The organism is Cryobacterium sp. AP23 (assembly GCF_054075385.1).
Genome location: NZ_CM133415.1, coordinates 2,314,618 through 2,327,835 on the forward strand (window position 1 = coordinate 2,314,618; position 13,218 = coordinate 2,327,835).

Below are 13,218 nucleotides of genomic sequence, written 5' to 3' on the forward strand. Positions count from 1 at the left end.
GCCCGCGGCGCCGTAACTGTTCCCGAACCGGACAAATGCACCCGGCGCACCGGGTGCATTTGTCCGCATGGGGAACAGTTGCTGACGGCACGGGGGCCGGCGGGGTCGCGGGCCGGGTGCTCGCGGGGCATGCTGGGCGACGACGGTTATTCAGGCAGTGCGGGTCGGCGGATGCGACTCGGGGGACGGCCGCCCCGCGCGCTACAGGCGTGGGAGGAACGACGATGATCGACGGATTTGCGGGCGTCATTCTCGAGCCCGGCTCGGAAGACTATGTGACGGCGGCCACCGCCTACGGTGTGCTCGGCAGTCCAGCCCTGGTGGCGAGGCCGACCAACGCGGCGGATGTCGCGGCGGCGATCGGCTACGCCACGGCGCGGGGATTGCCGATCTCGGTGCGGAGCGGCGGGCACACCCCGTTCAGCACCAACGACGGCGGGATGGTGCTGGACCTGCGCGCCATCCACGACGTGGAGGTGCTCGGCGACGACCTGGTGCGGGTGGGCGGAGGCGCGGTCTGGGGCGACGTGGCCCGGGCGTTGCAACCGCACGGGCTGGCGCTCTCCAGCGGCGACACCTACTCCGTGGGCGTGGGCGGCCTCACGCTGGGCGGCGGCATCGGCTGGATGGTGCGGCAACACGGCCTGGCTTTCGACAGCCTGCGCGAGGCCGAGGTGGTGCTGCCCAGCGGCGAGATCGTCACGGCCAGCGAGGCCGCGGAGCCGGACCTGTTCTGGGCGCTCCGCGGTGGCGGGGGCAACTTCGGGGTGGTGACCAGGTTCACCTTCCAGGCGCATCCGCTGCCCGGGGTGGTCGCCGGCGAGATCGACGTGGACCCGGCCCGGCTCGCCGACACCCTGCGCGGCTGGCGGGACGTGATGCGGAGCGCGCCGGAGGAACTCAACTCCACCGTGATCGCGATGCCCGCGTTCGGGCCCGGGATGCCCGCGACCACGCAGGTTCTGGTCTGCTTCGGCGGCGACGACGTCGACGAGGCGATGGCCGCCATCAAACCGCTGCTCGATCTGCCGGGGGTGACCGGAAACGATGTCGCGCCCAAACCGTATGTGGATGTGCTCGAGGAGCCCCCGCCGCTGCCCGCCGAGATGCGCATGGTGGACCACAACGGCTTCGCCCGCGATGTGGACGACGGCCTGATCACCCGGCTGACCACCGCACACGCCGCCTTCGGTGCGGCCGTGCTGATGGTGCGGTACCTGCGCGGGGCGTTCAACCGGGTGCCCGCGGATGCCACGGCGGTGGCCTATCGGGACGCGGAGGCGTTCGTGGTGTCGGCGGCGTTCCTGCCGCCGGATGCCCCGGACGAGGCGGAACAGCGCATCCAGGAGGGCTGGGCCGCCGTGGAAGAGGACGTGACGGGCGCCTACGGCAACTTCAGTCCGCACCCGGATCCGGAAGTGCTCACCCGGATGTACCCGCCGGCCACGGTGGAGCGGTTGCGGGCGGCGAAGCGGCGCTACGACCCCGAGAACGTGCTCGCGTATAACCACAACATCGTGCCCTGACGGCGGATTCGGCTGACGCTCCGATTCGCGGGCAGGGCGCCGTTTCGCGGGCGGCGCGCCACCCGCGAAACGGCGCCTGACCCGCGCGGCCCGTCAGACGTCGCGCAGGACCCATGCCGCCGCGTCGGCGGGAAGCCTGCCGTCCGGCAGCAGAGGCGCCGAGCTGCACAGCACCCGGCCGGCCGGGAGCCGCACCGGCACATCGCCCATCGCCACCCCAACGGTGACACCGGCCTCACGGTCGCAGAGCACGAGGCCGTCCGCGTCCAGACGCCAGCCCGCCGATTCGCTGGGCCGGAACGCCCCGGACGCCAGCAGTGACCCGCGCATGCCGATGGCGTGGATGAACGCCGAATATGCTGACTCCTCGTCGCCCTGTTGGGTGTCGATACTCCAGTCACCCCAGCCGGCCGGGGTCGGCAGCCAGGCCGGTGACGCCCCATCCGGCGAAAAACCGTGGCTACCTGCCGCATGGGACGTCCAGGGCAGCGGGATGCGGGCACCGTCGCGGCTGACCCCGCCCCGGCTCCACATCGGGTCTACCCGGGTCTCCACCGGCACGTCCACCTCGGGCAGACCGAGTTCCTGGCCCTGGTAGACGTACATCGCACCGGGCAGGCCGAGCAGGGCCAGCAGCGCCGCTCGGGAGCGGCGGACTCCGCGCTCCCCGCCGCCGAACCGGGTGACGGTGCGCACCAGGTCGTGGTTCTCCAACGCCCAGCTGGGGTCGGCGCCGTACCGGCGGCGCGCAGCCTCCAGTTGCTGCCCCACGGCCACCCACTCCGCCGGCTGCCAACCGAGGCGCGCGAACGCGAAGGCGAAAGTCTGGTGCAACTCGTCCGGGCGCGTGTACCGACCGGCGCGGTCAGGTTCGAGGTTCACCTCACCCACGAGCAGCCGGGGCGGGTCGTACTCGTCGGCGATGGCGCGCCAACGACGGTAGACGTCGTGGACGGGTTCCTGGTCCATCGCCAGCGGGTTGGAGCGCAGGCCGTCGATCACCGTCGGCACCGTCACCGCGTCGGGCAGACCCTCGGCCTTGAACAGGCCGTGTGCCACGTCCACCCGGATGCCGTCCACCCCGCGGTCGAACCAGAACCTCAGCACGCCGTCGAAGTAGTCGCTGACCCGCGGGTTTTGCCAGTTCCAGTCCGGTTGCGCGGAGGAGAACAGGTGCAGGTACCACTGCGTGTCCTCGGCGGAGCCGGGGTGCGCGCGGTCCCAGACGCTGCCGCCGAAGACGCTGATCCAGTTGTTGGGCGGGGTGTCGCCCGCGGCACGCGGGCTGTCGGCGAAGTGGAACATCGCCCGGGCGTCGGAGCCCGGCGCGGACTGCAGTGCGGCCTGGAAGAGCTCGTTCCGGGTGCTGGTGTGGTTGGGCACGAGGTCGACAAGCAGGCGGATGCCGAGGGCGTGCGCATCCGCCAGCAGGGCGTCGAAGTCGGCCAGCGTGCCGAACAGGGGGTCGACGTCGCAGTAGTCGCTGATGTCGTACCCCTGGTCGACCTGAGGGGAGGTTTGGAACGGGGTGAGCCAGATTCCCTGCACCCCGAGGGAGGCGATGTAGGCCAGGCGCTGGCGGAGCCCACGGAGGTCGCCGACGCCATCGCCGTCGGCATCCGCGAACGAGCGCGGGTAGACCTCGTAGATGACGGCGGTCTGCCACCAGTCGGTGCCGCTCACTTGTTCGCCCCCGAGGTGAGACCTTCAACGATCCGGCGCTGGAAGACCAGCACCACGATCACCAGTGGGATGGTCACGAGCACGCCCGCGGCCATCTGGGCTCCGTACGGAGCCTGGAAGTCGCTGGCGCCGGTGAACTTGGAGATCGCCACGGTGGCGGTCTGGATGGCGGGGTCGTTGACCATCGACAGGGCGATGATGAATTCGTTCCAGCTGTGGATGAAGGTGAGGATGGCCGTCGTGAAGATGCCAGGAGCGGCCAGCGGCAGCAGCACCAGCCGGAACGCCTGCCACTTGGTGCAGCCGTCGATCATGGCGGCCTGCTCCAGCTCGTAGGGCAGTTGCTTCATGAAGGTGGTGAGGTTCCAGACCGCCAGCGGGATGGCGAACGAGAGGCTCGGCACGATCATGGCCTGGTACGTGTTGATCCAGCCGATGTCGGAGAAGAGCCGCAGGAGCGGGACCACCACCGAGATGCCCGGGAACATCGACGTGCCGATGATCACGGCGAGCACGACGGTCTTGAACCGGAAGTTGAGCCGGGCGATGGCGTAGGCGGCGAAGATGCCGAGTACGAGGGCGAACGCTGTGGTGGTGCTCGCCACGATGAGGCTGTTGAGCATCGCTTGGCCGAACATTGTCGACCCGTCGAAGACCTGCCGGTAGCTCTCCAGGGACCACGTCGTGGGCAGCAGGGTGTTCTGGAAGATGTCGGTGGAGCGGCGAAAACTCGACACGACCATCCAGTAGAAGGGGGCCAGGCAGTACACCGCGATCAAAATGATCGCCAGGGTGCGCCCGAGCGGGCCGATCCCGCGGAACCAGCCTGGGCCGGGGGCGGTACGGGGGCCGGGCCGGGTCACGGCCGGCCGGCCGGTGAGGGGGCGCGTGGCCGTTGTCGTCATCGGGTCACCTTCGTCTGGGTAGGTTCGGATCGGGTCGCGTCTGCGGTGGGCGGTTCCTGGACCCGCCGGCGAGCGCGCACGCCCTTGGGCTTCTTCTCCCCCACCACGTCGGCGCCGAGGATGGTGATGAAGACGTAGGCGATCACCGCAACGTAGAGCAGCAGGATGATCGAGAATGCGGATGCGGTGCCGTACTGGAGCTGGTTGGATTCGTCCCAGGCCAGGATCGACAGCGTCTCCACCGAGCTCTTTCGCGGGCCGATCAGCACGAAGGGCAGGTCGAACATGCGCAGCGAGTCGAGCAGCCGGAACAGCACGGCCACGAGCAGCGCGGGCCGCACGAGCGGCAGCGTGATGGCGACGAACTGCCGCCACGCGTTCGCGCCGTCGAGCTTGGCCGCCTCGTAGACCTCCTCGGGGATGATCTGCATGCCGGCCAGCACGAGCAGGCCGATGAACGGCGCGGTCTTCCAGACCTCGGCGACAATGACAGCAGTCTGGGCGGCGAACCCTTCCGCGGTCCAGAGCACCTGATGGTTGGTCAGGGTGTTCACGATGCCGTCGGCCTGGAACATCCAGCGCCAGAGCAGTCCGGACACCGCCGTGGGGATCGCCCACGGCACCAGGATGCTGGCGCGCAGCAGGGCCCGGCCGCGGAACGCCCGGTTCATGGCCACGGCCATGGCGATGCCGATGATGACCTCGAGGGCGACCGTGGTGAAGGTGAAGAATGTGGTGTTCCAGAGGGCGTTGTAGAAGCGCGCGGCGTCGGCGCCGGCGAAGATCTGGACGTAGTTACCCAGGCCGACGAAGACGTCGCCCTCGACCACGAAGCCGTCGGCGTCGAGCCCGGACTGCGAGCCGAACAGGGACTGGTGGAAGGCCGAGAGCAGCGGGTAGAGCACCACCAGGGCGAGCACGAGGAAGGTCGGCGAGAGCAGCAGCGCGGCCCTGCGCCCCTCGCCCAGGTCGAGGCGGCCGGTTTTCCGTGCGGGCGTCGTGCGCCGCCCGGGGCGCTGTGTCGTGGATGTCGACATGGGGGTCCTTCTGGTCAGTGGGAAGGGGGCGGTCGCCAGGACGTGCCCGGCGACCGCCGGTGAAACGGGTGGATGCCGGTTACTCAGCGGTGATGTCGGCGAGGGCCTGCTGCAGGTCGGCCAGGGCCGCCTTCGGGGTCGTGTCGCCGGTGAGTGCCGGGTAGATGGCGTCCTGGATCGCTGCAGTGGTGGCGCCGTACTGCACGACCTTGGGTCGCGGCTGGGCCTTCTCGAGGGAGGTGAGGAGGTCGGGCAGGTACGGCAGGCGTGCGGTGACGGCGTCATCGGCGAAGAACTCCGAGAACACCGGTGCCCGTGAGCTCACGGCGAGACGTTCACCCTCCTGCTCCTGGCCGGTGAAGAAGGCGATGAAGTCCAGCGCCGTGGCCTTGTTCTCGGCGTAGCTCGAGATCGCGATGTTGCGGCCGCCGAGGGTGGAGACGCCGGGGCCCGTCTCGCCGGGAATGGGGCTGGTGCCGAACTTGCCCTGCACGGCGCTGGAACCATCCGTGGCGATGAAGGAGGCGTAGACGTAGGGCCAGTTGCGGAGGAACACGAGGTTGCCGTCGAGGAAGGACTGCCGGCCCTGCTCCTCCTGGAAGGTGATGGCCTCCTCGGGGATCATGCCGCTGTCGAAACCGTCGACGAGGAAATTCAGCGCGGTCAGGGCCTCCGGGGTGTCGACGGTGGGTTCGCCGTCGGCGTTGAACAGGGAACCGCCGGCGGAGTTCACCGCCTCGCTGAAGTTGACGGTGAGGCCCTCGTTCTTGTCGAACTGGCCGGCGTAGCAGGACATCTCGGCGGCCTCCGGCAGAGCCAGGACTGCGTCGCAGGCCTTCTGCATCTCGGCCCAGGTCTCGGGCGGCTCCGTGACGCCGGCGGCCTGCATCAGGTCGGTGCGCGAGTACAACAGCGCGGCATCCGTGTAGTACGGGGCCGCGTAGAGGGTGTCGCGGTAGCGCGCGGCCTCGACCGTGGCCGGGATCTCCGCGTCGAGCGGCAGGGCGTTTTCGGGCAGGGCTGTGATCCACCGGTTGGCGGCGAACTCCGAGGTCCACACCACGTCGAGATTGAGCACGGTGTACGCCTCACCCTTCACCTGGGCGTTCTGCACCATCTGCTGGCGCTGTTGGTCGGCGTCCAACGGCAGTTCGATCCAGTCGACGAGTTCGTCGGGATGCTCGGCGTTCCAGGCGTCGATGGTCTGCTGGGCTGCGCCGGAGGCGTCGGGGCTGCTGACGTACGTGATCGGGCCGCGGCCGGTGAGCTCGGCCGCGTCGCTCGACGCTGCGGGGGTGCCGGCTCCGCTGGCGCAAGACGTGAGCGCGAGGACTCCGACGGTTACCAGTGCGGCGCTGAGGACTCCGCGCCGATCATGGCTTCGTTGCTTCATGATGTCTCCTTCTAGTGGGGGTGCATTGCAGGGGTGGCTGTGTCGCCGGGGAAATGGGCATGGAGGAAGGACAGGGTGTGCCGGGTGTCTGGCCTGCGCGGCGGCAGGGCCGCCCGCGCTCAGCCGAGCGCCACCTGGGTGGTCGACCCGCGTTCTACCAAGCGGTGGGGCAGGATGCGTGGCCGGAGGTCGGTTCCCGCCAGCAGTCTTTCGACAGCAAGCTCGCCCATCTTCTCGAGCGGCTGCGCGATCGTGCTCAGCGCCGGGTGCACGTGCCTGGCGGTGCGGGTGTTGTCAAAGCCGAGCACCGACACGTCCTCGGGCACGCGGCGGCCCAGACGCTGCAGGTCGTTCACCACGGCCGCCGCCATTTCATCGCTCAGGGCGAAGACCGCGGTCAGGAGCGGGTCCCGCCGAAGCAGGCGGCCGAGGGCGGGCGGGGCGCTGTCGTAAAGCGAGTTGCCCTGTTCGAGCACCGCGGGCAAACCGGCCTCGGCCATGGCGCGCAGGTAGCCGCGCTCACGAACCGTGTTCACCAGCACCGACTGGGGGTCGCCGGCCAGGAGGCCGATGTGCCGGTGGCCCAGCCCGATCAGGTACCGGGTGCCGTCGTAGGCCGCTCGTTCGTCGTCGATGGCGAGGCTGGGAAACCGCAGGCCGTCGCGGATCGCGACGGAGACGAGGGGGATGCCGGAACCGAGGGCGCGGCGCATGTCGGCGGTGATGGCCGCGGAGATGAGAATGACGCCCGCTGCCCGATAGGTGCGCAGGGTGCGCAGGTAGCCGGCGGCGTGCTCGGAGCCGAGGCCGGTGCGTCCGAGCATGACCGAGTAGCCCCGCGAGCGCGCCGCGCTCTCGACACCGCCCATGATCTCGGAGGCCAGCGCGTCGGATACCAGCGGTGCCAGCACCCCGATGACCGCGGACTGCTTAGTCTTCAGGCCGCGGGCGAGGGAGTCCGGCTCGTAGTTGAGAGCCAGCACGGCCTCTTCCACCCGTAGCTGGGTGGTCTTGGAGTACCCGGTCAGGCCGTTCACCACGCGGGACACCGTCGCGGGCGAAACGCCGGCATAGCGTGCCACGTCTCTGATCGTCACCATCCAGCCCTCCGTTGGGTCGTACATGATCCGCGCCGAGCGGCGCCGCAATCGTTTACGTTCTTCCGTTGATTGAGGCTAGGCAACCGTCGGCGGGCAGCGCAAACGTTTACGAAACACTGCCAGGCTGCGGTGCGCAGGCGAGCGCGGGGACGGGCGGAGGCGGCGCATCCGCTCTGAACACGATGGGTTTAGGCTGGTTGCGACCCCCGGTTCGATCTGACCGGTTGCGCTGGCCCGGATTTGGGCGGCAGGTCGGGGCTTTGCCTCTCGTTTCGCTCCCCCCACCTCGCGGCGCCCGCCGTTGCGCCGCGGCAGCCCGTTGCCCTGCTCACTCGTCGACGACGGACCCGCCCGCCGCAGCGCGCCCGCCCGGCTCCGCCTCAGATTGGTCCCATGAAGATTCGCTTTTCCGCCCTCACCACTACGGCGGCCGTGTTGCTCCTCGCCGGCTGCGCCTCCGGATCGACCGCCGCGGAGCCTGCTCCCTCCGAGTCGGCCGGCTCAGACGGCGCCTTCCCGGTCACGGTGGAGAACTGCGACACCACCGTCACCGTCGGCTCAGCGCCCGAGCGGATCGTCACGATCAAGTCCACCACCACCGAGCTGCTGCTCGCCCTGGGGCTCGGCGACCGGATCGTGGGCTCGGCGTTCCTCGACGGCCCGCTTCCGGCATCCCTCGACAAGGCCGGCGCCGATCTGAACGTGATCAGCGACTTCGTCCCCGGCCAGGAGGCCGTGCTGGCGCTCACCCCCGACTTCGTCTACGGCGGCTGGGAGTCCAACTTCTCGGCCGAAGGAGTCGGCGAGCGCAGCGCCCTGGCCGACCTGGGCATCGGCAGCTACGTGTCGCCGGCCGCCTGCAAGGGCGACGCCATGCCCGACCCGCTCACCTTCGACACCGTCTTTGCCGAGATCGACGAGGCCGGCGCGCTGTTCGGTGTGCCGGACGCCGCCGCCGAGCTCGTCGCCGACCAGGAGGCCGAACTGGCCGCGCTCACGCCCGCCGCCGAGAACACCACGGCGCTCTGGTACTCCAGCGGCACCGACACCCCGTATGTGGGCGCCGGCATCGGGGCGCCGCAGATGATCATGGAAGCCGCCGGGCTCACCAACATCTTCGCCGACGTGCAGGACACCTGGACCTCCGCCGGCTGGGAGTCCGTCGTGGCCGCGAACCCGAGCGTGATCGTGCTCGTCGACGCCACCTGGAACACTGCCGACTCGAAGATCGCGAACCTCAAGGCCAACCCGGCGACCGCCGGGCTCGACGCCGTGCTCAACGAGCGTTACATCGTGGTGCCGTTCGCGGCGAGCGAGGCCGGGATTCGGAACGTGGAGGCGGCGTCGTCGATCATCGATCAGCTCGCCGCGCTCGACACGAAGTAGGGCAACATGCTCGGTCAGGCATCTGGCCGGGCCGTTCCAACCGAAGGACAAACCATGAGCGGCAGCACGAGGGTGCAGGGGCCCCGCATCACCGCGCCCCGCGCCACGCCGGCCGCGAGTAACCAGCCGGGTCGCTACGCGTTCTGGCTCGTCACGGCCACTTTCGCCCTGCTGCTCGGGTGTGCGGTGGCCGTGACCATCGGCCCCGCCGATGTGACCCTGGCCCAGGTGCTGGGCAGCGTCGGCGCGCACCTCGGCCTGCCGGTCGGGTCGCCGGTGCCGCCGCTCACCGACGCCATCGTCTGGCAGCTGCGGATGCCGCGGGTACTCACCGCCGCGATGGTGGGTGCGGGCCTCGCGCTCAGCGGCGCCGTGATGCAGAGCGTCACCCGCAACCCGCTGGCAGACCCGTACCTGCTCGGGCTGTCCTCCGGGGCGTCGCTCGGCGCGGTCTGCGTCGTGATCCTCGGGGTCGGCTTCGCGCTGCCGGCCGCGGCGTTCGCCGGGGCGCTGATCGCCCTGTTCGCCACCCTCAACATCGCCCGCGTCGGCGGCAGCATCACCCCGGGCCGGGCCGTGTTGGCCGGGCTGGCGATCGCCCAGCTGGGCTCGGCAGGCACCTCCTTCATCATCTTCTGGGCCGCCAAGGGCGACTCCTACCGCGAGATCCTCAACTGGCTGCTCGGTTCACTCGCCGGAAGCTCGTGGAGCAGCGTGCTGATCTCCGCGGTGGCGTTGCTCCTGGTCGGCACCGGCATCCTGCTGGCCGCGAGCCGGCTGGATGCATTCACCTTCGGCGATACCAACGCCGCGTCACTGGGCATCAACGTGAACGCCACCCGCTGGGGGTTCCTGGTGGCGGTGGCGCTGCTCACCGGCGCGATGGTGGCGGTGAGCGGGGCGATCGGCTTCGTCGGGCTCATCCTGCCGCACCTGGTGCGCGGCCTCAGCGGCCCGGGCCACCGGCGTCTACTGCCGCTTGTCGCCGTGGTGGGCGCGCTGTTCCTGGTGCTCGCCGACACCCTCGCCCGCACGGTCTTCGACCCGCGGGAGCTGCCGGTGGGGATCATCACCGCGTTCATCGGGGTGCCCGTGTTCATCCTGCTGATCAAGCGCAAGCGAAGCGCGGCCTGGGCATGAGCGCCCAGCGCGGCCCGGCCGCCGCATCCGCCGGCCTCTCGCCGAATTCGGGCGCGCGAGAAGGCACTTCGGGGCAGTCCGGCGGCGCCCAAGTGGCCCCAGCTGTCCTCTCGGCACCGCCGGGCGACGTGGGGGTGGCGGGCGTTCTGCTCGACGGGGTGTCCCTCAGCATCGAGGGCGCCCACATCCTGCACGAGGTGTCGGCCACGCTGCCGCCCGGCACCGTCACCGGGCTGCTCGGCCCCAACGGCGCGGGCAAGTCGACCCTGCTGCGCATCATCGCCGGCATCGACCGGGCGGATGCCGGCACGGTCGCGCTCGACGGCGCCGTCGTGGGGCAGCTCCGCAGGCGCGAGGCCGCCCGGCGCATCGCCCTGCTCGAGCAGAACGTGGCGCCCAGCGTCGACCTGTCCGTGCGTGAAGTGGTGCTGCTCGGCCGCATCCCGCACCGCAGCCGGCTGCTCGGCAGCTTCGGCGGCGAGGACGACCTGGCCGTCGCCACCGAGTCCCTGGCCATGGTCGGCGCCGCCGACCTCATCGACCGGCGCTGGCACACCCTCAGCGGCGGCCAGCAGCAGCGGGTGCAGATCGCCCGCGCCCTGGCGCAGCGGCCGAGCCTGCTGCTGCTCGATGAACCGACCAACCACCTCGACGTGAGCGCCCAGCTGTCGTTGCTGCACCAGGTGCGCGGACTCGGTCTCACCTCGGTGCTCGCCCTGCACGACCTCAACCTCGCCGCCGCCTACTGCGACCGCATCGTGCTGCTGCAGGCCGGCCGGGTTGCCGCATTCGGCACCCCAACCGAGGTGCTGCGGCCCGAGATCATCCAGTCTGTCTACGGCGTCGACTGCGACATCGTGCCGCACCCCCGCACCGGGCGCCCGGTGATCGTGTTCTCCGGCCCCGACGACCAGCACCGCCGAAACGAAGGAACCCCATGACCCGAGTCACCGTCCTCGCCGGAGGTGTCGGCGGCGCCCGGTTCACCCGCGGGTTGCTGCAGCAGCTGGCCTCCGAGGACGCACGAGTTGCGGCGAACACCGCCTTCGGCAGCACGGAAGGGGCACTTTCCGGCAACTCGACGCACGAAGTGGGCCCCAGCGCGGTCACCGTGATCGTCAACACCGGCGACGACATGTGGCTCGACGGGCTGCGCATCTGCCCCGACCTCGACACCGTGATGTACACCCTCGGCGGCGGCATCAGCGAGGAGCAGGGCTGGGGCCGCACCGACGAATCCCGGCGCACCTCCGCCGAGATCGCCGCCTATGGCCGCGGCTGGTCGTGGTTCACCCTCGGCGACCTCGACCTCGCCACCCACATCGTGCGCACCGACCTGCTCCGGAGTGGCGCCACCCTCAGCGCCGCCACCGAGTTCCTCTGCCGGCGCTGGCAGCCCGGCGCCACCCTGCTGCCGATGAGCGACCAGTTCGTCGAGACGCACGTGCGCCTGGCCGAGGACGTCGACGAACACCGCGCCGGCGACCTCATCCACTTCGAGGAGTGGTGGGTGCGCTACCGCGCCACCAAGGCCGTCACCGAGTTCGTGCAGGTTGGCCTGGCCGACGCCGTCGCGGCGCCTGGCGTGATCGAGGCCATCCTCACCGCTGACCTGGTGATCCTGCCGCCGTCCAACCCGGTCGTCTCGGTGGGCACCATCCTCGCCATCCCGGGCATCCGCCAGGCCCTCCGCACCACCACGGCCCGGGTCGTGGGCATCGCACCGATCATCGCCGGCTCCGCGGTGCGGGGCATGGCCGACGCCTGCCTGACCACCATCGGTGTGGAGACCTCCGCCCTTGCTGTCGGCCTGCACTACGGCTCCCGCCAGGGCGACGGCGTGCTCGACGCCTGGCTCGTTGACGAGGCGGATGCCGCGGCCGTTCCCGTGCTCGAAGCCGCCGGCATCCGCTCGGCCGCCGTGCCGCTCTGGATGACCGACGTCGCCGCGACCGCCCGGATCGCGGAGGCCGCACTGGGTCTCGCCGACAGCACCGACCCGAACGACCTCCCCGACTCCGCCCTGCCGGTGGCGGAGTTCGCGTTTCCCGGCCCACTCCGAGACCGGCTCGTGGCAGCGATCCTGGACGGGTCTAAGACCTCGACCACCTCGACCCTGCTCGAGTACGGCGTCGAGAACGAACCGTTGCCCACCGTCGGCAGCCGGCAACTGCTGGTCGACTCGGGCGAGCGACCGGTGGCGGTCATCGAGACGACGGCGGTGCGGGTGACCAGGCTGGGTGACGTGGATCTCCAGCATGCCCGCGACGAGGGAGAGGGCTACGACACCGTCGCGGCCTGGCGGGCCGGCCACGAGGCGTATTGGCACGGTGCAACCATGCGCGCGCACCTGGCCGACCCTGGCTTCACCGTCTCCGACGACACCCAGGTCGTCCTCGAACGACTGCACGTGGTGCGCCGGCTCCCCGGCGCCTGACCGGCACCGGCGCCGCGGATACCGCGTCCGCCCGCGCGGGACGGCACGGGGCGGCCTATCATCGCCGGTGAACCTACTCAATGCGAAGTCGGTGAAAGGTGGAACAGCCATGGACACCGCAACCCTGACCTGGATCATCGTTGGCGTCGTCGTCGTGCTCGCCGTCATCGGGGTGATCGTCTATTTCGCCGCGCGGCGCGGCCGGGAGGAGCGTGAACGCCAGCGTATTGAAGACCAGCGCCGTGCTGAGGGGATGCGGCGGGATGCCGAGGCGCACGCGATCGACGCCAGGGAGAACGAGGCCCAGGCCACCCGGGCCCAGGCGGATGCCCAGCAGGCGCAGGTCGACGCCGACCGGCTGCGGCATGAGGCCGACCAGCGCCAGGCCGAAGCGCAGGACATGCGCGCCGAATCAGAGAAGCGCAGCCGGGAGGCCGACGAGCTGGACCCGACGGTGGACATCCGCCGCGGCGGGCGGCACGACGCCGGGACTCCCGAGACCGGATCGGCCGCCGTGGACGCGCATCCGACCGAGGCCGCGGCGCGACCGGCCGACCAGGCCCCGCGGCGCCGTAACGACGACAGCGCCTGAGCGGGCCCGGCCTCCCGGC

The 13,218-nt window shown here is 70.6% G+C and carries 11 protein-coding genes; 6 read left to right on the forward strand and 5 right to left on the reverse strand.

Annotated elements, in window-relative coordinates; all coding sequences use genetic code 11:
• Positions 1–224: 224 nt before the first annotated feature.
• Positions 225–1,526, forward strand: a complete 1,302-nt coding sequence (locus ACU5E9_RS10945; RefSeq protein ID WP_456809942.1) for an FAD-binding oxidoreductase — start codon at positions 225–227, stop codon at positions 1,524–1,526.
• A gap of 93 nt (positions 1,527–1,619) precedes the next feature.
• Here the strand turns inward: ACU5E9_RS10945 and ACU5E9_RS10950 are convergent, their stop codons facing one another.
• The 5 genes from ACU5E9_RS10950 to ACU5E9_RS10970 form a co-directional block, all read right to left on the reverse strand.
• Positions 1,620–3,209, reverse strand: a complete 1,590-nt coding sequence (locus ACU5E9_RS10950; protein ID WP_456809943.1) for an alpha-amylase family glycosyl hydrolase — start codon at positions 3,207–3,209, stop codon at positions 1,620–1,622.
• Positions 3,206–4,114, reverse strand: coding sequence for a carbohydrate ABC transporter permease (locus tag ACU5E9_RS10955; protein ID WP_456809944.1), 909 nt, complete (start codon positions 4,112–4,114; stop codon positions 3,206–3,208). Before ACU5E9_RS10955 ends, ACU5E9_RS10950 begins: the two co-directional genes overlap by 4 nt.
• The gene (locus ACU5E9_RS10960) at positions 4,111–5,151 is read right to left on the reverse strand and encodes a carbohydrate ABC transporter permease (RefSeq protein WP_456809945.1); all 1,041 of its coding nucleotides are present in this window, start codon (positions 5,149–5,151) and stop codon (positions 4,111–4,113) included. The genes ACU5E9_RS10955 and ACU5E9_RS10960 overlap by 4 nt, the downstream gene beginning before the upstream one ends.
• Positions 5,152–5,230: 79 nt before the next feature.
• Entirely contained in the window at positions 5,231–6,544 is a 1,314-nt protein-coding gene (locus ACU5E9_RS10965; protein WP_456809946.1) for an ABC transporter substrate-binding protein, read from the reverse strand.
• Positions 6,545–6,663: 119 nt separating this feature from the next.
• A complete protein-coding gene (locus tag ACU5E9_RS10970) occupies positions 6,664–7,644 on the reverse strand; it encodes a LacI family DNA-binding transcriptional regulator (protein WP_456809947.1) in 981 nt (326 codons plus the stop codon).
• 393 nt (positions 7,645–8,037) lie between these two features.
• Between ACU5E9_RS10970 and ACU5E9_RS10975 the strand changes: the two genes are divergently transcribed.
• The 5 genes from ACU5E9_RS10975 (at position 8,038) to ACU5E9_RS10995 (ending at position 13,199) form a co-directional block, all read left to right on the forward strand.
• Positions 8,038–9,030 carry a putative F420-0 ABC transporter substrate-binding protein gene (locus tag ACU5E9_RS10975; protein ID WP_456809948.1) on the forward strand — a complete coding sequence of 331 codons (993 nt, stop codon included), beginning with the start codon at positions 8,038–8,040 and terminating at the stop codon, positions 9,028–9,030.
• Between the two features lie 54 nt (positions 9,031–9,084).
• Positions 9,085–10,170 (forward strand): putative F420-0 ABC transporter permease subunit, encoded by a 1,086-nt coding sequence (locus ACU5E9_RS10980; protein ID WP_456809949.1) that lies wholly within the window; start codon positions 9,085–9,087, stop codon positions 10,168–10,170.
• A complete protein-coding gene (locus tag ACU5E9_RS10985) occupies positions 10,167–11,111 on the forward strand; it encodes an ABC transporter ATP-binding protein (protein ID WP_456809950.1) in 945 nt (314 codons plus the stop codon). The genes ACU5E9_RS10980 and ACU5E9_RS10985 overlap by 4 nt, the downstream gene beginning before the upstream one ends.
• Entirely contained in the window at positions 11,108–12,607 is a 1,500-nt protein-coding gene (gene cofD, locus ACU5E9_RS10990; RefSeq protein WP_456809951.1) for a 2-phospho-L-lactate transferase, read from the forward strand. Before ACU5E9_RS10985 ends, cofD begins: the two co-directional genes overlap by 4 nt.
• A 109-nt stretch (positions 12,608–12,716) precedes the next feature.
• The gene (locus tag ACU5E9_RS10995; protein ID WP_456809952.1) at positions 12,717–13,199 is read left to right on the forward strand and encodes a hypothetical protein; all 483 of its coding nucleotides are present in this window, start codon (positions 12,717–12,719) and stop codon (positions 13,197–13,199) included.
• Positions 13,200–13,218: the final 19 nt, after the last annotated feature.

Excerpts from the sequence above, each read along its gene's own strand:
- ACU5E9_RS10995 (WP_456809952.1), top strand. The coding sequence starts at position 12,717 with ATGGACACCGCAACCCTGACCTGGATCATCGTTGGCGTCGTCGTCGTG.
- ACU5E9_RS10960 (WP_456809945.1), bottom strand. The coding sequence starts at position 5,151 with ATGTCGACATCCACGACACAGCGCCCCGGGCGGCGCACGACGCCCGCA.
- ACU5E9_RS10955 (WP_456809944.1), bottom strand. The coding sequence starts at position 4,114 with ATGACGACAACGGCCACGCGCCCCCTCACCGGCCGGCCGGCCGTGACC.
- ACU5E9_RS10945 (WP_456809942.1), top strand. The coding sequence starts at position 225 with ATGATCGACGGATTTGCGGGCGTCATTCTCGAGCCCGGCTCGGAAGAC.
- ACU5E9_RS10975 (WP_456809948.1), top strand. The coding sequence starts at position 8,038 with ATGAAGATTCGCTTTTCCGCCCTCACCACTACGGCGGCCGTGTTGCTC.
- ACU5E9_RS10980 (WP_456809949.1), top strand. The coding sequence starts at position 9,085 with ATGAGCGGCAGCACGAGGGTGCAGGGGCCCCGCATCACCGCGCCCCGC.
- ACU5E9_RS10965 (WP_456809946.1), bottom strand. The coding sequence starts at position 6,544 with ATGAAGCAACGAAGCCATGATCGGCGCGGAGTCCTCAGCGCCGCACTG.
- ACU5E9_RS10985 (WP_456809950.1), top strand. The coding sequence starts at position 10,167 with ATGAGCGCCCAGCGCGGCCCGGCCGCCGCATCCGCCGGCCTCTCGCCG.
- ACU5E9_RS10970 (WP_456809947.1), bottom strand. The coding sequence starts at position 7,644 with ATGGTGACGATCAGAGACGTGGCACGCTATGCCGGCGTTTCGCCCGCG.
- cofD (WP_456809951.1), top strand. The coding sequence starts at position 11,108 with ATGACCCGAGTCACCGTCCTCGCCGGAGGTGTCGGCGGCGCCCGGTTC.